This is a genomic window from Candidatus Njordibacter sp. Uisw_056 (assembly GCF_047730085.1).
Classification (GTDB): Bacteria; Pseudomonadota; Gammaproteobacteria; order Pseudomonadales; family Balneatricaceae; genus Njordibacter.
Map to the genome: position 1 here is coordinate 1,353,377 of NZ_CP159830.1, position 23,200 is coordinate 1,376,576.

At 45.5% G+C, this 23,200-nt stretch carries 23 protein-coding genes; 13 read left to right on the forward strand and 10 right to left on the reverse strand.

The genetic code is table 11. The features are described from left to right. Positions 1–57: 57 nt before the first annotated feature. From dbpA to ABXT60_RS06585, 3 genes are all read left to right on the forward strand, one after another. The gene (gene dbpA, locus ABXT60_RS06575) at positions 58–1,446 is read left to right on the forward strand and encodes an ATP-dependent RNA helicase DbpA (RefSeq protein ID WP_443631937.1); all 1,389 of its coding nucleotides are present in this window, start codon (positions 58–60) and stop codon (positions 1,444–1,446) included. Position 1,447: 1 nt separating this feature from the next. Beyond that, positions 1,448–1,828 (forward strand): hypothetical protein, encoded by a 381-nt coding sequence (locus tag ABXT60_RS06580; RefSeq protein WP_443631938.1) that lies wholly within the window; start codon positions 1,448–1,450, stop codon positions 1,826–1,828. A 66-nt stretch (positions 1,829–1,894) separates the two neighbouring features. Further along, positions 1,895–2,233, forward strand: coding sequence for a zinc ribbon domain-containing protein YjdM (locus tag ABXT60_RS06585; RefSeq protein ID WP_443631939.1), 339 nt, complete (start codon positions 1,895–1,897; stop codon positions 2,231–2,233). 33 nt (positions 2,234–2,266) lie between these two features. Here ABXT60_RS06585 and ABXT60_RS06590 read toward each other — a convergent pair whose 3' ends face one another. Further along, positions 2,267–2,884, reverse strand: coding sequence for an IMPACT family protein (locus ABXT60_RS06590; RefSeq protein ID WP_443631940.1), 618 nt, complete (start codon positions 2,882–2,884; stop codon positions 2,267–2,269). A 113-nt stretch (positions 2,885–2,997) separates the two neighbouring features. On the opposite strand from ABXT60_RS06590, the gene tcdA reads away from it, so the two are divergent. Further along, positions 2,998–3,798: a tRNA cyclic N6-threonylcarbamoyladenosine(37) synthase TcdA gene (gene tcdA, locus ABXT60_RS06595; protein ID WP_443631941.1), complete on the forward strand. Its 801-nt coding sequence runs from the start codon at positions 2,998–3,000 to the stop codon at positions 3,796–3,798. A gap of 9 nt (positions 3,799–3,807) precedes the next feature. Further along, a complete protein-coding gene (gene aceK, locus ABXT60_RS06600) occupies positions 3,808–5,544 on the forward strand; it encodes a bifunctional isocitrate dehydrogenase kinase/phosphatase (protein ID WP_443631942.1) in 1,737 nt (578 codons plus the stop codon). On the opposite strand, the gene ABXT60_RS06605 is transcribed toward aceK, so the two are convergent. Further along, on the reverse strand, positions 5,541–5,756 hold the full coding sequence (locus tag ABXT60_RS06605) for a DUF1289 domain-containing protein (RefSeq protein ID WP_443631943.1): 216 nt from the start codon (positions 5,754–5,756) through the stop codon (positions 5,541–5,543). The two genes, aceK and ABXT60_RS06605, sit on opposite strands and share 4 nt — an antisense overlap. Before the next feature lie 110 nt (positions 5,757–5,866). Here ABXT60_RS06605 and ABXT60_RS06610 point away from each other — a divergent pair, with 110 nt between their 5' ends. Together ABXT60_RS06610 and ABXT60_RS06615 are read left to right on the forward strand one after the other, a co-directional pair. After that, positions 5,867–6,385 carry a hypothetical protein gene (locus tag ABXT60_RS06610; RefSeq protein ID WP_443631944.1) on the forward strand — a complete coding sequence of 173 codons (519 nt, stop codon included), beginning with the start codon at positions 5,867–5,869 and terminating at the stop codon, positions 6,383–6,385. A 12-nt stretch (positions 6,386–6,397) separates the two neighbouring features. Beyond that, positions 6,398–7,240 (forward strand): DMT family transporter, encoded by an 843-nt coding sequence (locus ABXT60_RS06615; RefSeq protein ID WP_443631945.1) that lies wholly within the window; start codon positions 6,398–6,400, stop codon positions 7,238–7,240. A 27-nt stretch (positions 7,241–7,267) separates the two neighbouring features. On the opposite strand, the gene ABXT60_RS06620 is transcribed toward ABXT60_RS06615, so the two are convergent. From ABXT60_RS06620 to ABXT60_RS06655, 8 genes are all read right to left on the reverse strand, one after another. Then, positions 7,268–8,041 carry a class I SAM-dependent methyltransferase gene (locus ABXT60_RS06620; RefSeq protein ID WP_443631946.1) on the reverse strand — a complete coding sequence of 258 codons (774 nt, stop codon included), beginning with the start codon at positions 8,039–8,041 and terminating at the stop codon, positions 7,268–7,270. A gap of 9 nt (positions 8,042–8,050) precedes the next feature. Beyond that, positions 8,051–10,012: an acetoacetate--CoA ligase gene (locus tag ABXT60_RS06625; protein ID WP_443631947.1), complete on the reverse strand. Its 1,962-nt coding sequence runs from the start codon at positions 10,010–10,012 to the stop codon at positions 8,051–8,053. Between the two features lie 91 nt (positions 10,013–10,103). After that, a complete protein-coding gene (locus ABXT60_RS06630) occupies positions 10,104–11,048 on the reverse strand; it encodes a hydroxymethylglutaryl-CoA lyase (protein ID WP_443631948.1) in 945 nt (314 codons plus the stop codon). Positions 11,049–11,082: 34 nt separating this feature from the next. Beyond that, entirely contained in the window at positions 11,083–12,996 is a 1,914-nt protein-coding gene (locus tag ABXT60_RS06635) for an acetyl/propionyl/methylcrotonyl-CoA carboxylase subunit alpha (RefSeq protein WP_443631949.1), read from the reverse strand. Positions 12,997–13,004: 8 nt separating this feature from the next. Continuing rightward, positions 13,005–13,832 carry an enoyl-CoA hydratase-related protein gene (locus tag ABXT60_RS06640; protein WP_443631950.1) on the reverse strand — a complete coding sequence of 276 codons (828 nt, stop codon included), beginning with the start codon at positions 13,830–13,832 and terminating at the stop codon, positions 13,005–13,007. Positions 13,833–13,858: 26 nt separating this feature from the next. After that, the gene (locus tag ABXT60_RS06645; protein WP_443632078.1) at positions 13,859–15,466 is read right to left on the reverse strand and encodes a carboxyl transferase domain-containing protein; all 1,608 of its coding nucleotides are present in this window, start codon (positions 15,464–15,466) and stop codon (positions 13,859–13,861) included. Position 15,467: 1 nt separating this feature from the next. Further along, positions 15,468–16,637 (reverse strand): isovaleryl-CoA dehydrogenase, encoded by a 1,170-nt coding sequence (locus ABXT60_RS06650; protein ID WP_443631951.1) that lies wholly within the window; start codon positions 16,635–16,637, stop codon positions 15,468–15,470. Next, positions 16,634–17,035, reverse strand: coding sequence for a MerR family transcriptional regulator (locus ABXT60_RS06655; RefSeq protein ID WP_443631952.1), 402 nt, complete (start codon positions 17,033–17,035; stop codon positions 16,634–16,636). Before ABXT60_RS06655 ends, ABXT60_RS06650 begins: the two co-directional genes overlap by 4 nt. Positions 17,036–17,143: 108 nt before the next feature. On the opposite strand from ABXT60_RS06655, the gene ABXT60_RS06660 reads away from it, so the two are divergent. The 6 genes from ABXT60_RS06660 (at position 17,144) to ABXT60_RS06685 (ending at position 23,131) form a co-directional block, all read left to right on the forward strand. After that, positions 17,144–18,322, forward strand: a complete 1,179-nt coding sequence (locus tag ABXT60_RS06660; RefSeq protein ID WP_443631953.1) for a thiolase family protein — start codon at positions 17,144–17,146, stop codon at positions 18,320–18,322. A gap of 27 nt (positions 18,323–18,349) precedes the next feature. Beyond that, complete coding sequence (locus ABXT60_RS06665) at positions 18,350–19,507, forward strand: acyl-CoA dehydrogenase family protein (protein WP_443631954.1); 1,158 nt, start codon at positions 18,350–18,352, stop codon at positions 19,505–19,507. A gap of 61 nt (positions 19,508–19,568) precedes the next feature. Then, the gene (locus tag ABXT60_RS06670) at positions 19,569–20,345 is read left to right on the forward strand and encodes an enoyl-CoA hydratase (RefSeq protein ID WP_443631955.1); all 777 of its coding nucleotides are present in this window, start codon (positions 19,569–19,571) and stop codon (positions 20,343–20,345) included. Then, the gene (locus ABXT60_RS06675) at positions 20,345–21,451 is read left to right on the forward strand and encodes an enoyl-CoA hydratase/isomerase family protein (protein ID WP_443631956.1); all 1,107 of its coding nucleotides are present in this window, start codon (positions 20,345–20,347) and stop codon (positions 21,449–21,451) included. The genes ABXT60_RS06670 and ABXT60_RS06675 overlap by 1 nt, the downstream gene beginning before the upstream one ends. 18 nt (positions 21,452–21,469) lie before the next feature. Continuing rightward, positions 21,470–22,375: a 3-hydroxyisobutyrate dehydrogenase gene (mmsB, locus tag ABXT60_RS06680; RefSeq protein WP_443631957.1), complete on the forward strand. Its 906-nt coding sequence runs from the start codon at positions 21,470–21,472 to the stop codon at positions 22,373–22,375. A gap of 3 nt (positions 22,376–22,378) precedes the next feature. Further along, positions 22,379–23,131, forward strand: coding sequence for an SDR family oxidoreductase (locus ABXT60_RS06685; protein ID WP_443631958.1), 753 nt, complete (start codon positions 22,379–22,381; stop codon positions 23,129–23,131). The last annotated feature ends 69 nt before the right edge of the window (positions 23,132–23,200 follow it).

Sequence of the window (23,200 nt, forward strand, 5' to 3'; positions counted from 1 at the left end):
GTTATTCTGTTAGAATAAGGGCCTTAATATCCCCCTCAATAATACACGAGAATTCACTTGTCACAATATGATTTTGCCAGTTTGGGTTTAGACTCTGCCCTATTAGATAACCTTGCAAGCTTAGGCTACTCAGAAATGACGCCAATTCAGGCGCAAGGTTTGCCACCTATTTTGGCTAACAAAGATGTTATTGCCAAGGCCAAAACAGGTTCTGGAAAAACGGCTACTTTTGCTCTAGGTCTACTCAACAAGCTTGATGTAAAACGCTTTCGTGTGCAAACTCTGGTGCTATGCCCAACTCGCGAACTAGCAGACCAAGTGTCTGTAGAAATACGTAAATTGGCCCGCGGCATCCATAACATTAAAGTACTAACACTTTGCGGCGGTATGTCCTTTGGGCCTCAAGTGGGTTCATTAGAACACGGTGCTCATATTATTGTAGGGACACCAGGACGGGTTGAAGAACACCTGCGTAAGTCTAACCTTAACCTTGATAACCTCACCACGCTAGTATTGGATGAAGCAGACAGAATGTTAGATATGGGTTTTCAGGAAGCCCTAGACAATATTATTAGTTACATGCCTACGAAGCGTCAAACTATGCTGTTTAGCGCCACTTATCCTTCTAAGATTGAAAACATTGCCAAACGCATCATGCAATTACCAGTTATTGTGGAAGTACAAGATAGCCACAGCAAACAAAGTATCGTACAAACCCTCTATCAGGTCGAAAGTGATGACGCTCGCATAGAGGCAGTGCGGTTGTTATTGCAAGCACATCAGCCTGAGACAACATTAATTTTTTGTAATACCAAAGTTGAAACTGATCAGGTTGCCAACGAATTACGTGCAGTGGGTTATGAAGCTTTAGCGTTACATGGCGACTTAGAGCAGAAGCAGCGTGATCAAACCTTAGTGCGATTCTCTAATCGAAGTGCTTCTGTGCTGGTGGCTACTGATGTGGCAGCGCGAGGTTTAGACATTGAAGCGCTAGATTTAGTGATTAACTATCAGGTGGCTCGTGAACTAGAGGTGCATACTCACCGTATTGGTCGAACCGGCCGCGCGGGTGCTCAAGGTTTAGCCTGCACTTTGCATACGCAAAAAGAAAATCACAAAATTGGTTTGTTAGAAGATTACTTAAAGCAAAAGCTTGAGCGTGACGACTTGCCACCAATTAAGCTTTTACGCCAGCCAGCATTTTCCCCTGCAATGGTGACCATTCAAATTGGTGGTGGCAAAAAGCAAAAAGTTAGAGCAGGGGACATTGTCGGTGCATTAACAGGTGCTGATGGTATTCCAGGTGCAGAAATTGGCCGCATACAAGTGGGCGATCAGTGGGCCTATGTGGCTGTTACTCAAGCTTATGGCAACACAGCCTTTAATAAGCTAAGTGAAGGCAAGCTTAAAGGGCGCAATTTTAAAGTAAGACGGTTACGAGGTTAGTATGAGTTTAAATCTGTTGTTACGCATTAACAGTTCGTCCTGTTTAATCCTTGGCCTAGTAATGTTGCTCAAAACAGATTCGGTCAACCTGCTTATTGGTACTGAAAAGACCATGTTGATGCACTCCATTGGCATCATTTTAGTGGTTAATGGAGTTCTCTTGTTGGTCGCATCGTTACGTCAACAGATTAAGCCCCATGAGGTATTATTCTTTGTCATGGGTGGTTATGGTTGGACCGTGCTTACAGTTGCACTTATTAGTGCAGATGCAGTTATTATTGATCCACTAGGTATAAGAGTGACATTTGTAATTGCTATGTACACTGCTGCCATAGCAGCATTGCAGTTTAGGCATTACAAGCTACTTAAGGGCCGTTCGTAGAGTTGCACTATTACTTTTATGATCAAGTCACTTGGCCATTTTATATACATTTACTGAGATATTACTATGGCTGATTTACCTAAGTGTCCAAAATGTAGTTCCGAATACACCTATGAAGATGGTAGACAATACGTCTGCCCAGAATGTGCCCATGAATGGTCTATGGATGGGCCTGACGATGAAACAGATAGCAAAGAAATCCACGACAGCAATGGTAACCTTTTAAAGGATGGTGACACGGTTACCGTCATTAAAGACCTCAAGGTTAAAGGTTCTTCTTTAATTGTTAAAGTCGGTACAAAGGTGAAAGGTATTCGCCTTGTCGAGGGTGATCATGACATTGATTGCAAAATTCCTGGTATTGGCGCTATGAAGCTCAAGTCGCAGTTTGTTAAAAAACAATAGCTGTTGCCCCTAAGCGTTAACTTTGATAGCCAGCTATATGCTCTGTGCAGGTAAAATATTGGCCAGTGGCATAGGGCCAAGGTCTGTTTGCAAGGCAGGAATGTTGCTTGTGGGTATGACCAAGGCTAGAGTGAGTTCATCGGCGTATATCCACTCGTCAATAATAGCCTCATGTTTGTGGCACAAATGCTCAATGCGACCGCTAAGGTCATAAGGGCAAATTAACTTAATATGGCTAAGTTGGCGCTTAACTTCTCTAGGGCAAGCGTCCACAACTAATTTTACCGCATCAGAGTAGGCTTTCACTAAGCCTCCAGTGCCAAGCTTAGTGCCACCAAAGTAGCGGCATACCACCACACTCACTTCACCAATACCGCAATGGCTAAGTACTTGTAGCATAGGTTTTCCTGCAGTACCCGATGGTTCCCCAGCATCACTTAAACCCCAAAAAGTACTGTTTTCGGGTGAAGCCGCGACTACCGCCCAACAATGGTGGCTGGCATCTGGGTATTTTTTACGCATGTCATTTAAGTGAATATCGCACTCTCCTCGACCAACGGTATGGCGTAAGTTAGCAATAAAGTGACTATTTTTGATGACGAGTGTCAATTCTAGGTCTTTGCCGTGCAATTGTGGAATCTGATAGCTCAAAATAGGCCTTAAGTTTATTGTTTAAATACTTTCAAAATGCGCTTGTATTCTGGTGGTATGCCTTAACAAAAAGGTACAATACAGCTTAGTTTCATAGACATGCAATTTAATTAATGACTCAAGAGCAACAAGGTTTCGACGGCGTCGAAAGATTATATGGTGTTGAAGACTACACTGCGATTCGCAAAGCCCATATTTGCGTAGTGGGTATTGGTGGTGTTGGCACGTGGGTAGCTGAGGCTCTAGCTCGTTCTGGAGTAGGACAGATTACCTTAATTGATATGGACGATGTCGCCGAATCTAACATTAATCGGCAATTAGTGGCACTCTTGTCAACTATCGATCAATCTAAGATTGATGTCATGGCTGATCGAATTAAAGATATTAATCCTCATTGTAAAGTTAATTTAATTGAAGATTTTGTTGGCGAAAATAACCTTGAGGCATGTTTGAATAGAGGTTATGACTACGTTATTGATGCCTGTGATTCAATTAAAGCCAAGGCTATGATGGTGTCTTGGTGTAAACATAGGCGTGTGCCCATTATTACTATTGGTGGAGCGGGTGGGCAGAAAGACCCGAGCAAAATTAAAATTATGGATCTAGCCATGACCCGGGTAGACCCTTTGGCTGCGAAGTTAAGGTCTGTGTTACGTAGCCAATACGGATTTAGTAAAAACCTTAAAAGCCGGTTCCGTATTGAATGTGTGTGCTCAACTGAGCAGTTATATTATCCGCAACCTGATGGTAGTGTGGACTGGGCTAAAAGTGCTAACGTTGCAGGAGCAAAAATGGACTGTAGCCGAGGTTTTGGCGCTGTGAGTTTTGTTACAGGCAGTTTCGCTTTTATTGCAGTGGCTCGAGTTTTAGATAAGATTGTTGCTAAGCAACAACGACTTCGAGCTGAATTATAGGGAATGATTATGTCTTTGAATAATAACCAAAGCAGCCAAATTGCTCAAATTATTGACACTGGTTTTAGTGAGTACCGAAGACAGTTTGAAGATATTTCATCGGGAGCAAAACAGCGTTTCGAGCAAGCGTTATGGCAAGACGTCCAAGCAAGTGGAATGCAAAGAATTGACCTATATGGCGAAATGGTTAACGAAGTTACTCAAAGAGTGGACCAATTTCGTCGTGCTGAAAATATTGGCCAAGAAAAAGCCCAAGAGTGGGAGGGTATTAAAGCTAAATTTGAACAGCTTATGCCCCAGCGCACAGACCCAGAGCTAGCGGAAACCTTTTATAACTCTATATTTTGTCGCACCTTTAGGCACCGTGCATTGCGTGAACAACGAATGTTTTTGTTTAGCTCTACAGATTCTGCGCCTAAAGTGTTGGCGCAAGACATGTATCGTGAATACTATGCTGATAAAGGGGTGGTCCGCATGGTGAATCAAATACTAGAGGATTACAGCTTTAGCATACCTTATGCAAACAAACGCTTGGATGTCGTTAACTTAGTTCGTAATATTAAAGAAAACACTGATTTTCGAATGGCTATTAGTGCAGGCACTCGGGTGCAAATTTTGAAGTCTGTTTTTTATCGCAATAAAGGTGCTTATTTGGTAGGGCAGTTAGTTAATCCACTTCATCATCAGCCTTTCATAATCCCTTTGATGAACGATGAAAACCAGGGTATATATACAGATACCTTGATTACAGATTCTGATGACGTGAGTATTATTTTTAGTTTTACGCGATCCTATTTTATGGTGGAAGCCCCTGTTCCTGCGGAGTTTGTTGGGTTTTTACAGCAAATTTTGCCAGCAAAACCTTTAGCAGAAATTTATACGAATATTGGTTTTTTTAAGCATGGTAAATCTGTGTTCATGCGGGATTATCTTCAGCATATGGAAGATTCTGAAGATCAGTTTATTATTGCACCTGGTATCAAAGGTATGGTGATGAGTGTATTTACTCTGCCCTCATTGGACATTGTATTTAAGATTATTAAAGACAAGTTTGCGCCACCAAAAAATATGACTAAGGCTGTAGTAAAAGAGAAGTATCGTTTGGTGAAAATTCATGACCGCGTAGGCCGTATGGCTGATACTCAAGAATTTAAGCACTTTGCATTTGCTAAACACAGGTTTTCTGAAGAGTTAATTGATGAGCTTCTGGCCGTAGCACCCAGCATGATTAGAATGGTTGATGAATATGTGGTGATTGAGCAACTCTATGTTGAGCGACGCATGATACCGCTTAACATTTATATTGATACCGCCAGTGATGAACAGTTGTACGACGTTATTGATGAATATGGTAATGCTATAAAACAGCTTGCAGCTGCCAACATATTCCCCGGTGATATGTTATTTAAAAATTTTGGTGTTACTCGCCATGGACGTGTCGTGTTTTACGATTACGATGAAATTTGCTACCTAACAGAATGTAACTTCCGTAAAATTCCAGAAGCAATGTACCCTGAACAAGAACTTGCTAGTGAGCCTTGGTATTCCGTAGGGCCATTTGATGTCTTTCCTGAAGAATTTCATGTGTTTTTAGCGGGTAGGCCTCGGATTGCAAAAATATTCCGGCAAATACACAGCAATATTTTTGATGCTAACTATTGGAAGTCTTTACAGGCAGATATTGAAGATGGCCAAGTAAAAGATGTATTCCCGTATCGTCGTAAAAAGCGTTTTTTAACGACTTAACTTAACCCTTGTGCCGTTGCTTGCCTAATTTTTACTTGGGCTAGGCTAGCTTGTTTATCTTCTTTGGACATAATCATCCAATTGCGAACCTCATCTTGACTGCGATAGCAGCCCTTACAGACCAGTTCGCCTTTTTTAAACTGACACACTTTTATACACGGTGAGGGAATAGTGTTATCAATGTTGCGTATAGGGCGTGGTCGACGGCGCATAGTGAAGAATCTAGCTAATATTCAAGCTGCTATTATGGCCTGACTTAAGCGCACAGGAAAGGCCTGTGTGTTAGAATACTTTGTCTTTTTTGAGTTTAGGTAGATTGTTAATGTTAGGTCGCATTGGATTTATGTGGGGCAGCCTTGGGGTGGTTGGTTTGCTGATGGCGTCTGCCGTTCGCTTGTCTAACATAGCGCTAGAGTTTTTCCTTTACCCAGTAAATATTTGGCATTGGTTTGCGCTAATAATTTGGGTTGCATTTATGGCTTATACCGAGGGCTATAAGGGCTTCCAGCAAGCATTTTCTCCCCGAGTCGCTGCCCGTTTGATATGGCTTAAACAGAACCCGAAGGCTTGGCTCGTGGTGCTTGCGCCTTTATATGCTATGGGTTTCATCTATGCCTCGAAGAAGCGTATTATTATTTCTTACAGCATTCTGATTATGGTTTTGGTATTTATAACCATTGCTGTAAATCTTCCTCAACCTTGGCGGCCGATAATGGATGCGGGTGTTGTTGTTGGCCTCTTGTGGGGTGCAACAGTGACTGGATGGTATATCTTAGTTGCCATGCGCACGGGTGCAAGCCTAGTGAATCCGGAACTACCTAAATCTGCCCACTACCACTGATAGGAAACGACCATGCGCGCTGTGTTTTGGATGTTGGGCGCCATCGCCTCATTTTGCCTTATGGCTATCGCTGCGCGTGAGTTAGATGGCAAGATTGATAAGTTTGAATTATTAGCGATTCGCAGCCTAGTGGGTTTTGTGCTGTTGGTAATTATTATGAACGTTATCAAACGTCCTACTTTGATGTTCAGTCGCCGCATGAAGACCCATTTTTGGCGTAACTTTTTTCACTTTATTGGTCAGTTCAGTTGGCTTGTAGGCATCGGATTGTTGCCCTTGGCACAAGTGTTTGCCATCGAGTTTACGGTGCCATTGTGGGTGTTGATTATAGCGTCTATATTTCTTAGTGAAGCCATCACAAGGCGCAAGCTCGTCTCTGTCGCTTTAGGTTTAATAGGTGTAGCAGTTATAGTCAAGCCTGGTGTACAAATTATAGATGTTGGTGGTCTGGTGATGATCATTGCATCTTTGTGTTTTGCTGTGACTTTTATTTTGAGCAAGTCACTGCTCACCACTGAACATCCGCTTACTGTAGTGTTTTACATGACCTTAATTCAGTTACCTCTAGGCGCATTGATGGCTGGTCCTGATTGGGCTATGCCGGAACCGTGGATGTGGCCGTGGGTGATGGCTATTGCGTTAACTGGCTTGTCTGCTCACTATTGTATGGTTAAAGCGATGCAGATTGCGGAAGTAAGTGTAGTTATTAGTCTAGATTTCTTGCGCTTACCTATTATTGCCATTATCGGTATGCTGCTATATGGAGAACCTTTTGAAGTTTCAGTGATCTTGGGTGGTGGGCTAATGTTGCTGGCTAACTTAGTGAACCACTGGCGCCCTCAAAAGACTGTTTAACCCCAGTGCTGGTCATGGAGTAGCTGGCTATAGCTTGCACAATCTCGCACTGATAACGTGTAAATAGCCGGCCTCTATGTTGCCTAAAACGTTAGCGCTCATCATTGCTGCATTAGCTCCAAGTGCTAAAGTTGGCCTAAATGGGGGTGGTGCCTTTTGCTGACGGGTTTGCCGTATCCAAGTTAGTGCAGCGTCTGTATCATCCTTAAAATGGTCTACTTTGAAGCCTATAGCCAGCGCTAAATCGTTAAATAGCTGCCAATGACACAAGTGACTCTCACCTTTTTCGTGAGCCCACGGCGTTGGGTAAAGGATATCATTTTCACTAGCGTGTGGTTGTAACATAATTTCATGGATCAACAAGTGACCCTGAGGTTTAAGAACACTGTACAAACCTTTTAGTAAGGCTTCTTTTTGCTTAATGTTCATGGTGGAGTGTTGGCTGATGACAAAATTGAAACTGTGCTCTGAGAATGGCAGGCGCAGGCTGTTTCCTATCACGAATTGACACTGTGGTTCAGGTTGAATGCTTTGATTTAGCAGCATGGCGGCGCGGATATATTGATGATTAAGGTCTAACCCCACCATATTGCAGTCACGCTCATTTGATAACAGTCTACTCGTGCCACCTAAGCCACAACCTATATCCAAGCCACTCTTAGCTCCATTTGGTAACCAGTCAAGTAGTGCAAGGGTTGCAGGGATTCCCCCAAGATGTAATTGATCAATGCCTGAAAAATCTTCGATTTGCCACTGTTTGTGCGGTCTTTTTTCAAGTAACAACGATAACGTACTGAGCATTAGCCTTAATTAACTCAACAGCTCAGGAAGGTTAACAAACAAGTCTAACGCCTCAGGATTAGCTAGGGCATCTTTGTTGGTCACTGCTTCGCCATGGATAACCTTGCGGACAGCAAGCTCTACAATCTTACCACTGATGGTGCGAGGAATAGCACTCACTTGTATCACTTTTGCGGGCACGTGGCGGGGTGTTGTGTTGCTACGTACTTGTTGTTTAATGGTTCGGATTAAGTCCTCACTTAACACTAGTTCTGGCCGTAAAACAACAAACAATATAACTCTCACATCCTGCTGCCATGTTTGGCCAACGACGATACTCTCTAATACCTCTTCAACAACCTCTACCTGACGATATATTTCTGCAGTGCCAATACGTACACCGCCTGGGTTGAGCACTGCATCAGAGCGACCATGAATAATGACGCCCCCATGCTCAGTTATCTCGCCATAATCACCATGTGCCCAGACATTTTTATATTGACCAAAGTAAGCATCATGGTATTTTTTACCATCCTTGTCTTGCCAAAAATAGATAGGCATGGCGGGGAAGGGTGCAGTGCACACCAGCTCGCCCTTGGCTTGGCGCAATGGCTGACCATCGTCGTCAAATATATCGACAGCCATCGCTAAACCTCGGCATTGAAGCTCCCCACGGTATACTGGAAGAATAGGGCAGCCCAGAGCAAAACATGAGACGATGTCGGTGCCACCAGAAATAGAGGCAAGGAGTAGGTCCTGCTTAACATCACGGTAAACGAAGTCGAAACTCTCATGGGACAGGGGCGAACCCGTAGAAAGAATTGTCTTTAAGTATTGTAAATTATGGCTTTGAGAAGGTTTAACACCTGCTTTTTCAATAGCAGCAATGTATTTGGCACTGGTGCCAAAAATAGTTACTTTTTCACGCTCTGCCATATCTATAAGAATACTGGGGGTCTTAAACGGTGACCCGTCGTAGAGTAATACGGTACACCCTAACGCTAGGCCGCTAACCAGCCAATTCCACATCATCCAGCCACACGTTGTGTAGTAAAATAAGACGTCATTAGGGGTTACATCAGTATGTAAAAAGTGTTCTTTGTTATGTTGCAGCAACGTACCACCGATACCGTGAACGATGCACTTAGGCACGCCTGTCGTGCCTGATGAATACATAATGTATAGAGGGTCATCAAAGTGACAGTCAACAAAAGCAATTTCAGTAGCCGTCAGGTCTATAAAATCTTTAAGATGAACAGCTTTACCAGGCACGGCCTCATGCAATAGGTTTAAGTCTGCTGTCTTAGTGATATGGTCACAAACTACGATTGCTTCTATTGACGGCAGGTGAGCAGCAATGCCAGCTACCCGTTCCAGTGAGTTTAGTGTTTTACCGTTATAAAAGTAGCCATCCGTGGTGAAAAGAATACGTGGCTCTATTTGGCCAAAACGGTCAAGTACACCGTTAATTCCAAAGTCTGGCGAGCAGGAACTCCATACTGCGCCTAAACTGGTAGTGGCCAGCATCGCCACTACAGTATCAATAACATTAGGCATAAAGCCTGCAACACGGTCGCCAGGCTGAAGGTTATACTTTTCTAAACCGCTTACCAGCGCAGCTACTCTTTGATAGAGCGTTGCATAACTAATTTCTTGACGCTCTCCATCTTCACCACAGTAAATCAGCGCAGTTGAGGAATTACGAAACTTAAGAAGGTTCTCTGCAAAGTTCAGTTTGGCTTCGGGATACCATAAGGCCCCAGGCATTTTGCTACTGTCGTGCAGAATAATGTTGCCTTTATGACTTGTGACAAGGTTGCATTGATGCCAAATCTGCTCCCAAAATAGATCACTAAAGTCAATGCTCCACTGGTGTAGTTGATGAAAGTCAGTAATGTCCAGTTGGTGTGTTGCATTGATGGATTGTATAAAACGCCACAGGTTAGTCTGTTCAATACGGCTTTGACTTGGCTGCCACATAGGCTGAGTCATACTGCTCCTTAATTAGTTGGAAAATTGCGCATTTAAGCGTACTAAAGCCTGACAACTTATACAAATTAAGTCATCAGCACCAAGATTAAAATTAACACGCTTGCGCGTTCAATGCTTGACCAGCGTTTGAGCCGTTGGTGCGGCCCAATAGATCACTAATGTTTTGGCCAACTCGCACTAATCGATCAAGGTGAATACCCGTTTTTATACCTAAACCGTGCAGCATATAGGCTAAGTCTTCTGTGGCTAAGTTGCCGCTAGCGCCTTTAGCATACGGACAGCCACCCAGGCCTGCCACTGAGCTATCAAATGTCGTGACCCCTGCTTCTAGCAGCATCAGCACATTGGCAAGTGCTTGGCCATAGGTATTGTGGCAATGGCCTGCAAGTTGCCTCACAGGCACATGTTGGCTCACCACATTAACCATCTCCAACATCCGCCCTGGTGTGGCCGTACCGATCGTATCGCCTAAAGACACTTCATAACAGCCCATATCTATCAGTTGCTCAGCCACATCGGCTACGATAGAGGAAGAAACGGGGCCTTCATAGGGGCAGTCTACTACCACAGATACATAGCCACGCACTTTTAAGCCAGCATCTAATGCCGCCTTAGCCACAGGCTTAAAACGCTCAAGTGCTTGGGAGATAGAGCAATTGGTGTTGCGTTGGCTGAAGCTTTCACTGGCTGCGCCAAACACAGACACTTCATCTACACCAGCCTCTATCGCGCGCTCTAAGCCCTTCATGTTGGGTGTAAGGGCACTGTAGGAAACATGCTTATGACGTGTGATGAGTTGCAGCACCTGAGCGCTATTAGCCATCTGTGGCACCCATTTAGGGTGCACAAAAGCAGCAGCTTCAATGTGTGTAAGCCCAGCTGCAGCTAGCTGATCAATCAGATTCGCTTTTACAGCAGCATGGAGCATTGGGCCAGATTCATTTTGCAGGCCGTCTCTTGGGCCTACTTCCACTACCTTCACGTGCTTTGCTAGAGACCTTGTCGTGGTTGATGGGCTATACGTATTTAAAGGCATGTTATTTATTCTTCTTTTTTGTTTATTGTGTGTCTTATGACTCTTGTAAATCTAATAGTTGGGCATCTGCATCGACCAAATCGCCTACTTTAAAATAGATTTCGCCAATAACGCCATCTGAGGGCGCCACAATGGTATGTTCCATCTTCATAGCCTCTACTACCATAAGGGCATCTCCAGCCACTACAGATATACCAGGGGTGACTAAGCAGGCTATCAGGCAACCATTCATAGGCGCTGTAATCTGGCCTGTATTATGGTCATTGTTATCTAAAAAATCACCAATTTTAGGGATTTTAAGGGACACCACAGCTTTACCTTGTGGTGTAAACAAGCTTAACTGGTCACCCATTAAGCAAAACCCTGCTTTATGTAAGCTGCCAGCATAATCTAACACTAATGAATGTGGGCCTACTTTACCCAAAGTGTGAGTGGTAATTACGCAGTTTTTACCTAAATACTGTGCCCGTAATGCAAGGCTTATTCGTGGCATGTTCAGCCTAAGCCCTGCGCAGTCTCCATAGGTTTTATAGGCCTGTGTGCCCAATACTAAGCCTGCCATGGCTAAGATTACCTGTTCATTTTGTAACGAAGGTGACAGGAGGTAGTCTTGGTGTTGATCTATAATGTTAGTGTGCAACTTTGCATCTTGAAAGTCTTGTAATTTGGCTAAACGGCGCAAAAAGTCGATGTTAGTGTGAATGCCTTCTAGGTGATAGTCTTGCAAAGCGATGTCTAGCTTGGCTAGTGCCTCTTCACGGTTTGGTGCCCACACAATGAGCTTGGCGATCATGGGGTCATAAAAAGGGCTTATTTCATCATCTTGGCCCACCCCTGTGTCAATACGAATAGTGGCATCTTGCTTAGGTGTGCGCAGATGCCCAATATGGCCAGTAGATGGCTGAAAATCTTGGGTCGGGTCTTCTGCATAGATACGCGCTTCAAAAGAATGACCCTGCAAACATACTTGCTCTTGAGTTAGAGGCAAAGGCTGCCCGGCTGCTACTTTAAACTGCCAAGCTACTAGGTCTACACCGGTTACCATTTCAGTAACAGGGTGCTCTACCTGCAAGCGAGTATTCATTTCCATAAAATAATAGCCACCATTACTGTCTAGCAAAAACTCTACAGTGCCTGCGCCCACATAGTCTATTGCTTGGGCTGCTTCTACCGCAGTAGTACCCATTTTTTGACGCAAATCGTCCGATAAGCTAGGAGCAGGAGCTTCTTCGATCACTTTTTGGTGGCGCCTTTGGGCAGAGCAATCGCGGTCGCCAAGGTAAACGCCATGGCCATGGCGATCACAAAAAACCTGCACTTCAACATGACGTGGGGCAATGAGGTATTTTTCTATTAACACATCACTGTTGCCAAAGCTGGCTAAGCCCTCGCGCCTTGCTCCTGCTAGGTGAGTAAGAAAGTCTTCAGGCCTATCCACTACACGCATGCCTTTACCGCCGCCGCCTGCAACTGCCTTGATGAGTAAAGGGTAGCCTATTTGGTCAGCTTCATACTGCAACAATGCATCATCTTGGCTTGTGCCATGGTAACCAGGCACCAGAGGAATGCCTGCTTCGGTCATAATTATTTTGGCAGCGCTCTTACTACCCATTTGCTCTATGGCAGGCACATCGGGGCCAATGAATATGATGTTTTTAGCTTGGCATGCGGCTACAAAGTCTGCGTTTTCAGATAAAAAACCATAGCCTGGGTGAATGCAGTCAGCTTTACTTGCAAGCGCAACAGCTAATATTTTATCTGCTCTAAGGTAGCTCTGGGCGGCGGTGGCTGGGCCAATATTCCACGCTTCGTCTGCCTCTTTTACATGTAAAGCGTTGGCGTCTGCATCCGAATAAATGGCAATGGTACGCATACCCATAGCCTTAGCTGTGCGCATTACACGACAGGCTATTTCCCCACGGTTGGCAATTAGTACAGTTTTTAGCATAGTATTTATTATTTCCAAGGGGCGAGAGTTTTAGTAAGGAAGGCCTTCAAACCTGCTTGACCACTGGCACTGACACGGATTTTAGAAATAGCACTCGTGGTGAGCGCTGTGGTATATACTAAGGATTGTTTAGTTATGGGGGAGTGGTTATTTACGCGATTAAGCAACTGTTTAATCTGTGCTACTGCCTCTGGGCTATTGCCTATTGTGCCAACAATCCATTGATCTTTAGTCTTTTCTAATTCCCTGGCTGCCACCACCTCATGCACTAAACCCATAGCCAAGGCTTGTTCTGCCGTGAATACCTGAGCACTAGTCATGAGGTGGCGGCCCCAAGATATGCCGACCTTATTCATCACATATGGGCTGATAACTGCGGGGATAAGACCAATGCGCACTTCGCTTAAACAAAAAGAAACATGGTCTGCGCTGATCACACTATCACAACAAGCGATAAGGCCTACCGCGCCACCAAATGCCGCCCCGTTAACAACAGCCAGAGTAGGTTTTGGAAACTCATTCAGCAGCTGCATTAATAACGCTAATTGTTGGGCATCTGCAATATTAGCTGCCTCGTCATAACCTGCTATGCGTTGCATCCAAGCCAAGTCTGCACCCGCTGAAAAGCTTTTTCCAGCACCGGTTATAATAAGGCCACGCACGTTAGTGTCTAAAGCCAAGCGTTGCAGCTGGGTAATAAAAAGCTGTATCAGCTGGTCATCAAAGGCGTTGTGTTTTTCTGGCCGGTTAAGGGTAAGCGTCGCAATGCCAGAAGGGTTTAGCGTGCAGCTTAACCAATGCGCAAAAGGGTGTGTAGATGTTGAAGAAGATGTCATGTTAGGCGCCTTAAGTGATGTACAAATTACATACGAAACACGCCAAAGCGTGTGTCTTGTGCAGGTTTGTTGAGGGCAGTTGCCAAAGCGACGCTAAGTACGCTGCGTGTGTCTTTAGGATCGATGATGCCGTCGTCCCATAAACGTGCGCTGGCGTAATAAGGATGCCCTTGGTGCTCGTATTGTTGCAGCACAGGCTCGCGCATAGATTTTTCATCAGCGTCGCTAAACGCTTCACCACGAGCAGCCAGCTGATCGCGTTTAACCTGAGTTAGCACGCCAGCAGCTTGCTCGCCCCCCATTACAGAAATACGACTGTTGGGCCACATCCACAAAAAGTTGGGCTCAAAGGCACGGCCACACATGCCATAGTTACCCGCACCATAGCTACCACCAATAATTATTGTGAACTTGGGTACTTTTGCACAAGCAACAGCCATTACCATTTTTGCACCGTGTTTAGCGATCCCTTGTGCTTCGTATTTTTTACCTACCATAAACCCTGTAATGTTTTGCAAAAACACTAAAGGAATTTGGCGCTGGCAGCACAGCTCTATGAAGTGAGCGCCTTTTTGAGCTGACTCAGAGAATAAAACCCCATTATTGGCGACAATGCCTACAGGATAGCCATCAATATGAGAAAATCCACACACTAAAGTAGTGCCATATAAAGCTTTAAATTCATCAAACGCAGAGTCATCTACCACCCGTGCGATTACGTCGCGCACATCAAAAGGCTTGCGCAGGTCTGTGCCCACCACGCCATATATTTGCTCACTTGAGTAACGAGGTAGCGAACTGGGCCTGCGTAACAAGGGATTGCCTGCAGTCTTTGGGCAGTTGGAAATACACTGGCGGGCGATCAATAATGCATGTTCATCTGATTGCGCATAATGATCCGCCACTCCTGATACACGGCAGTGGGTGTCTGCACCACCTAGCTCTTCAGCACTTACTTCTTCACCTGTGGCGGCCTTTACCAAAGGTGGGCCCGCTAAAAATATGGTGCCTTGTTGTTTCACAATAATGGATTCATCTGCCATAGCAGGCACATAAGCACCACCAGCAGTGCAAGACCCCATCACTACAGCGATCTGTGGAATACCTTGGGAAGACATAGTGGCTTGGTTGTAAAAGATGCGTCCAAAATGGAGTTTGTCTGGAAATACCTCATCTTGTTGCGGTAAGTTTGCACCGCCTGAGTCTACTAGATAAATACAAGGCAGGTTATTTTGCAAAGCGATGTCTTGTGCACGTAGGTGCTTTTTCACTGTAAGTGGAAAGTAGGTGCCACCTTTTACCGTGGCATCATTAGCGATCACCATACAATGACGGCCATTCACTAAGCCCACACCACAAATAATGCCTGCACTAGGCACCGCCATGTCATACACTTGATGGGCAGCCAGTTGGCCCACTTCTAAAAAGGGTGAGCCTTGGTCTAGTAGGGCATCTATACGATGGCGCGGTAGCATCTTGCCACGGCTCAAATGCTTGGCCTGATAGCTTTCGCCGCCGCCTAGTTGCAGCTTTGCCACCTGCTGCTGTAGATCATCTACCAACACCTGCATAGCGTCAGACTTAAGCTTAAACGCTTCACTTTGGGTATTAATACTGCTGGATAAAGTGGCCATGTTAGTGCGACTCATTAAACAATTCACGGCCAATTAACATACGCCTAATCTCTGACGTACCCGCACCAATTTCATAAAGCTTGGCGTCACGCAGAAGCCTGCCAGTAGGGCATTCGTTAGTGTAGCCTGTGCCACCTAAAAGCTGGATAGCATCTAAAGACATTTTTGTGGCAAGCTCAGCAGCATACAAAATGGCACCAGCTGAGTCTTTGCGCGTGGTTTCGCCACGGTCACACGATTTTGCCACGTTATAAACGTATGATTTAGCAGCGTTCATTTGGGTGTACATGTCGGCTAGCTTGCCTTGTACTAGCTGAAACTCACCAATGGCCTGACCAAACTGCTTGCGGTCATGCACGTAGGGCACTACCAAATCCATACATGCCTGCATAATGCCTAATGGCCCGCCAGAAAGCACAACACGTTCATAATCTAGGCCACTCATCAACACGCGCACACCACCATTTAACTGGCCCAAAATGTTTGCGACTGGCACTTCACAATCTATGAATACTAATTCGCAGGTGTTAGAACCGCGCATGCCGAGCTTGTCTAACTTTGGTGAGCGGCTAAAGCCCGGATAGTCTCGCTCTACAATGAATGCAGTAATACCTTTAGCTCCAGCTGACATATCTGTTTTCGCATAGATCACATAAGTATTAGCGTCGGGGCCATTGGTAATCCACATTTTGTTGCCGTTAAGCACATACTTATCGCCCTTTATATCTGCTCTAAGTTGCATGCTCACTACGTCTGAACCAGCACCTGGCTCGCTCATAGCAAGGGCGCCAATGTGATCACCACTAATCAACTTAGGCAAGTATGTAGATTTTTGTTGGTCTGTACCATGGCGGTGAATTTGGTTCACACACAGGTTAGAGTGTGCGCCGTAGCTTAGACCAACACTTGCTGAAGCTCGGCTAATTTCTTCCATGGCTATGGTGTGGGCCAAATAGCCCATGCCAGCGCCACCATAATGCTCATCACAGGTGATACCTAGCAAACCCATGTCGCCCATTTTTTTCCACAGCTTGTTAGGAAACTCGTTATTTTGATCTGTAGCCTGAGCTAAAGGTGCGATTTGATCAGCAGCAAACTGATTGACGTGATCACGCAAAATGTCATTAGTTTCGCCTAGGTCAAAATTGAGGCTGGTGTAGGTGCTTATCATGCTTGAGTCTCCAGAGATTGAGTGCTAGAAAGGGCGTTAGTGCAGCGCAGGTGTGCGGCATTTAGCTCATCTTGTAGGGCTTTGATATCTTCCATTTGTTGTTGTAATGCCAGTTTTCTAATATTTATTTTTTCAATAAAAACAAGTAGTTGTTGGTCATTATTTGTGGAAGACGAGTCGTAAAGATCTAATATTTGGTTAATTTCAGCCAAGGTGAGGCCTAGGCGCTTGCCACGCAGTATTAGCTTTAGCCAAGTTCTGTCGTGGGCAGAGTAAATGCGTTTTTGGCCTTCACGCGCAGGCGACAGCAAACCTTGGTCTTCATAGAAACGGATGCTGCGAGTAGTAATGACAAACTCTTTCGACAATTCGCTAATTGTGTATGTGGTGGCTGACATGGATAATGCGCCCTAGTTATGATTTATAGTGCATATTTTGGTTGACGTTGACGTAAAGGTCAAGCAAAATGTTCATTCTGTTTAATTTGCTTTTATTGGAGCCTTCAAATGAGTCAAGACGTGTATATCCTCGGTGGCAGCCGCACACCAATGGGAGGCCTTGATGGCAGCCTTGCAAGTCAAACTGCGGCACAGCTAGGTGCAGTAGCAATAAAAGGCGCTTTAACACGATCAAACATAACCCCAGAACAAGTGAGCGAAGTATATATGGGCTGTGTATTGGCAGCAGGGCAAGGGCAAGCACCAGCTCGCCAAGCGGCTCTAGGTGCTGGGCTACCCAAAAGCACACCCGCCACTACAGTAAATAAAATGTGTGGCTCTGGCATGCAGGCCACCATTATGGGTTTTAATGCAATTAAAGCAGGCTCTGTAGACATTATGGTATGTGGTGGCATGGAAAGCATGACTAATGCGCCTTATTTATTACCTAAGGTGCGCCAAGGTTTGCGTATGGGCCACGGACAAATGTTAGATCATATGTTTTTAGATGGCCTTGAAGATGCCTATGAAGGTGGCTTAATGGGCAGCTTTGCTCAAGCCACTGCTGATGAATATGGTTTAACGCGCCAGGCAATGGATGACTTTGCTATTAACTCATTATCTAAGGCCAACGCAGCAATAGCAGATGGTGTGCTAGAAGACGAAATTGAAGCTGTAGTAATGACCAGCCGAAAGGGCACCACTAGGGTGACCATCGATGAACAGCCAGGTCAGGCTCGTATCGACAAAATACCACAACTGCGAGCAGCCTTTAAAAAAGATGGCACAATCACAGCTGCTAACGCCAGCTCCATTTCTGATGGCGCATCTGCACTTGTACTTGCTAGTGCAAATGCAGTGGATCAAAACAACCTAACACCTATGGCCCGTATACTTGGTGTGCAAAGCTTTGCCCGCGAGCCTGGTGAGTTTACCATTGCGCCTATTGGAGCCATTAAAGGGCTTTTAAACACGCTAGATTGGCAAGTAGGCGATATAGACTTGTTTGAGATTAATGAAGCTTTTGCCATGGTTACTATGCTTGCCACCCAAGAGCTGGGTATCGATGCGAGTAAAGTAAATGTATATGGCGGTGCGTGCGCCCAAGGGCATCCTATTGGCTCTACTGGCTCTCGCATTATTCTTACCCTTATCACTGCGCTTAAGAATAAAGGCCTCAAACGAGGTGTTGCTGCACTGTGTATCGGTGGTGGTGAAGCCACTGCTGTGGCGGTAGAGCTGTTTTAAAGCGCAAATAGTTAACTAGGAATAGACATGAATTTTGACTTAAACGATGACCAAATTGCTTACGTAGAGCTAGCGGCACAGTTTTCTGCCAATGAGCTAGCACCCCATGCAGCCTTGTGGGACGCAGAGGCTATTTTCCCTAAAGCCACGCTCAAGCAAGCAGGAGAGCTGGGTTTTTGTGGCTTATACAGCGACCCAGAAGTGGGTGGGCTGGGCTTGTCTCGATTAGACTCATCACTTATTTTCGAACAACTAGCCATGGGCTGCACTACTACCACAGCTATGTTGACTATCCACAACATGGCCACGTGGATGGTATCAGCCAACGCCACCGAAACTGCAAAGGCACACTATGGTGAAATGCTTACTAGTGGCCGTTGGTTGGCATCTTATTGCCTTACAGAAGCTAATGCAGGGTCCGATGCAGCTTCCTTAAGGACTAAAGCGGTAAAAACTGGCAATGAGTATGTCATTACGGGTAATAAAATCTTTATTTCTGGCGCTGGCGAAACTGAAGTATTAGTAGTGATGGCCCGCACTGGTGAATCTGGTGCTAAGGGTATTTCAGCGTTTGTTGTAGATGCAGACAGTGCTGGCATTAGCTTTGGGCGCGCAGAAGATAAAATGGGCTGGAACGCACAGCCTACGCGCATGGTGAATTTTGACCAAGTGCGTGTGCCTGCAGCCAACCTACTAGGCAAAGAAGGTGATGGCTTTACAATCGCGATGAAAGGTTTAGATGGCGGCCGTATAAATATCGCTACAGTGGGTCTTGGGACGGCACAACAAGCCCTAAGTGAGGCCCTGGCCTTCGTGAATGACAGAAAACAGTTTGGTAAGCCTATTGCAGCTTTTCAGGGCATTCAGTTTAAGCTTGCCGACATGAATACCGAGTTAGTAGCTGCGCGCCAAATGGTGCGTTTGGCCGCCTTTAAGCTAGATAATAAACACCCAGACGCCACCACCTATTGTGCTATGGCCAAACGATTTGCCACAGATATTGGCTACCAGGTGTGTGATGAAGCATTGCAGTGTTTTGGCGGCAGTGGTTACATTAAAGAATACCCTATGGAGCGTTATTTGCGAGACAGTCGAGTACATCGCATTTTGGAAGGTACTAATGAGATAATGCGCGTGATCATTGCCAGACGCATATTGCTTAAAGATTCACAGGCCATTTTATAACTGCTTGCTTGGCTCATAAACCTGCTAAAAGTAAGCTGTGGACCCAATTTAGGAATCAACCATGAACACATCAATACCACATACTATTGAAGGGCACGTCGCTGTCATTACTATGTCAAACCCACCAGCCAATACATGGACCCGTGTAAGCCTAGACGCCTTGGCGGAACTGATACAAGCGTTTAATGTGGATAAAAACATCTACAGCCTAGTCATCACCGGTGAAGGGGACAAGTTTTTCAGCGCAGGAGCAGACCTTAAGTTGTTTGCCGATGGCGACAAACAAACCGCAGCAGACATGTCTACGGCCTTTGGTCGCGCTTTTGAAGTGCTAAGCCAATTTAGAGGCTTAAGTATTGCAGCTATCAATGGCTTTGCCATGGGCGGTGGCCTAGAAGTGGCGCTAGCCTGTGACTTGCGCATCGCTGAAAGCCAAGCCCAAATGGCCTTACCAGAAGCTGCTGTAGGCCTGCTGCCGTGTGCCGGAGGCACGCAAAACCTAGCATGGCTAGTAGGTGAAGGCTGGGCCAAGCGCATGATTCTTTGTGGCGAGCGAGTCACCGCACAACAAGCGCTAGACATTGGCTTAGTAGAGGCGGTAGCCGAACGAGGCCAAGGCTTAGTTAAGGCGATGGAGTGGGCGGAAAAGTCGCAAAGGCAAAGCCCTACCAGCATTGCAGCATGCAAACGCTTAATTCAAAACGCGCGTAAACAGCCTATGTTTGCAGGCATGGGGTATGAGCGGGATGAGTTTATTAACTTGTTTGACACCAACGATCAAAAAGAAGGGGTTCAAGCCTTTTTAGAAAAACGCAAACCACAATGGACTAACTCATAATGATCACCGAATTAAACCAGGGACCATTGCTGATAAAAGCCCACACCACAGATGCTGGGCAACATGTGGTAGAGGTGACCCTTAACACGCCAGAAGCCCTTAACGCCCTAAACGGCGACATGGTAGACCTACTATTGTTGCATGTGCCTGTATGGGAAGCTGATGAAAATGTGATCGCCATCATTATGCGAGGTGCTGGCACCAAAGCATTTTGTGCAGGTGGCGATATACGCCAGCTGTATCATAAAATGGCCAAAGGCAGCCAAAACGTTGGGGAAATTTTCTTCAACCACGAATATGAAATGGATTTAATGTTGCACAAGCTATCTACACCTTTGTTGGTGTGGGGAAGCGGCTATGTGATCGGCGGTGGTATGGGCCTTTTGCAAGGCGCTGCTTTGCGCATTGGCACCCATTCTAGCCGTTTAGCGATGCCAGAAATTACAATTGGTTTATTTCCAGACGTGGGAGCCAGTTACTTTCTACGACAGGTGCCAGATAATATAGGGCTATTTTTGGGTCTAACAGGCGCGATGTTAAATAGCACAGACGCTCGTGAGCTAGGACTATTAGATGGTTTGTTAGATGATAACCATTACTCACAGGTAATACAGTCACTAACCCAAATACCTAAGCAGTCTAATGCAGACACGCTAAGCCATCTCACACTAATAATCGCAGCCCTTGAGGCTGATGCAAGTGCAAATGCACCAGCGTCTAATCTAGCAGCCCACAGGCAAAATATTATATCTGCCCTAAGCCAAAACGACCTTGCTGCCATTGTCACTAGCTTGGCGGGGCTTAAGGGCCAAGATAAATGGCTAGATAAAGCCCTGCAAACGATGGCCAACGGTTCACCCACCAGCTTGCATCTGTTTTATCGTGCATTCAATGAAAACTTTACCAATGTGGCAGACGCACTGCTGCATGAATACATAGTAGGTGTCAACGCAACACGCTTAGGTGAGTTTAAAGAAGGGGTAAGGGCGTTACTCATTGATAAAGACCGTAATCCTGCTTGGCGTTACGACACTGTTGAAAACACGCCAGAAGCTTGGATAGCAAAATTTTTTGTAACAGAGAATGTGGCTAAGGCCCATTTTTAGCGAATTAGGGTAATAATTATGACAAACATAGCATTTATAGGCTTAGGTAACATGGGTGGCCCAATGGCCGCAAACTTGCTAAAAGCGGGGCATAATGTTGTTGCCTTTGATTTAGTGAAAACTGCTTTAGACGAGTTTGTAAACATTGGTGGTGTGGCAGCAAGGTCTGCAGCCAACGCGGTTGAAAATGCCCAGGTAGTGATCAGTATGTTGCCTGCAGGAAAGCACGTAGCAGGCCTTTATTTAGGTAATGAACAAGAAAAAAATGGCCTTTTAACGCTGCTTGCTAAGGGATGCTTAGTAATAGACTCTAGTACCATAGATGCGCAAACCTCCCGTAGTGTAGGCCTTTGCGCCAATGACTTAGGCATAAAATTTGTAGATGCCCCCGTTTCTGGTGGCACAGCAGGTGCCAAAGCTGGCACCTTAAGCTTTATTGTAGGTGGTGAAGTGGAGGCTTTTGCACTAGCTGAGCCTATCCTCAATGCCATGGGCAAAAATATTTTCCATGCTGGCCCAGCAGGTGCCGGACAAGTGGCCAAAATGTGTAACAACATGTTATTAAGTGTGTTGATGGCAGGCACCTCAGAAGCGCTGCGTATGGGTGTAGAAAATGGGTTAGATGCCAAAGTGTTGTCAGATATTATGGTAAAAAGCTCAGGCCGCAACTGGGCCTTAGAAATTTATAACCCAGTGCCTGGCGTAATGGATGGCACGCCAGCAAGTAATGACTATCAAGGCGGTTTTATGGTCGATCTAATGAACAAAGACTTAGGCCTAGCGCTAGCAGCAGCCCAAGCGTCAGACTCTGCAGTGCCTATGGGTCAAAAAGCAGCCGAGCTTTTTAAAGACCATGGTGCAGAAGGCCACGGCAGGTTAGATTTTTCGAGTATTTATCAACACTATTCCAGTAAAAAGGTTTGATTCATGAAGGTTGAAGGTCAGGTATTTGTTATTACTGGTGGCGCACGCGGCTTAGGTTTGGCCATTGCTCAAGCGATTACTCACAAAGGCGGCATTTGTGCTTTGGTCGACTTAGACCAAGCCGCAGTCGACTTAGCCGCTGCTTCTTGTGGCACCCAAAGCAAGGGTTATGTCTGCAATATCACTCAAGAGCCTGAAGTAGAAATGTTATTTGAGCAGGTATTAGCCGATTTTGGTCGCTTAGATGGGCTAGTTAATAACGCAGGTCTGCTGCGTGACGGCATGTTAATCAAGTTTAAAGATGGCCAAGTGCAGGGCAAGATGAGCCTTAGCCAGTGGCAATCAGTCATCGACGTCAACCTTACAGGCACCTTTTTGTGTGGCCGTGAAGGCGCTATCGCCATGGCAAAAGCGGGCAATGGTGGTGTTATTGTTAATATTTCCAGCATTGCAAAGGCAGGTAACATTGGCCAAAGCAACTATGCCGCCACCAAAGCAGGCGTGGCTGCCCTTGTCACTACGTGGGCAGGAGAGCTTAACAGGTTCGGCATTCGGGCTGTAGGTATTGCTCCAGGGGTCATCTCTACAGACATGACCGACTCTATGAAGCCAGAAGCCCTAGAACGCATCGAAAAGGTTATACCCGTAGGCCGCTTAGGTGACCGAACAGAGCTAGCCGACGCCGTTATGTTTATTATTGAAAATGACTATATGAACGGCAGGTTGATAGAGTTTGACGGTGGTTTAAGGTTCTAATTCTAGTGGATAAATAGCCTATACGATTAATTCGCGTTTATTCGCCATTTAATAAAAATGTCGACATTT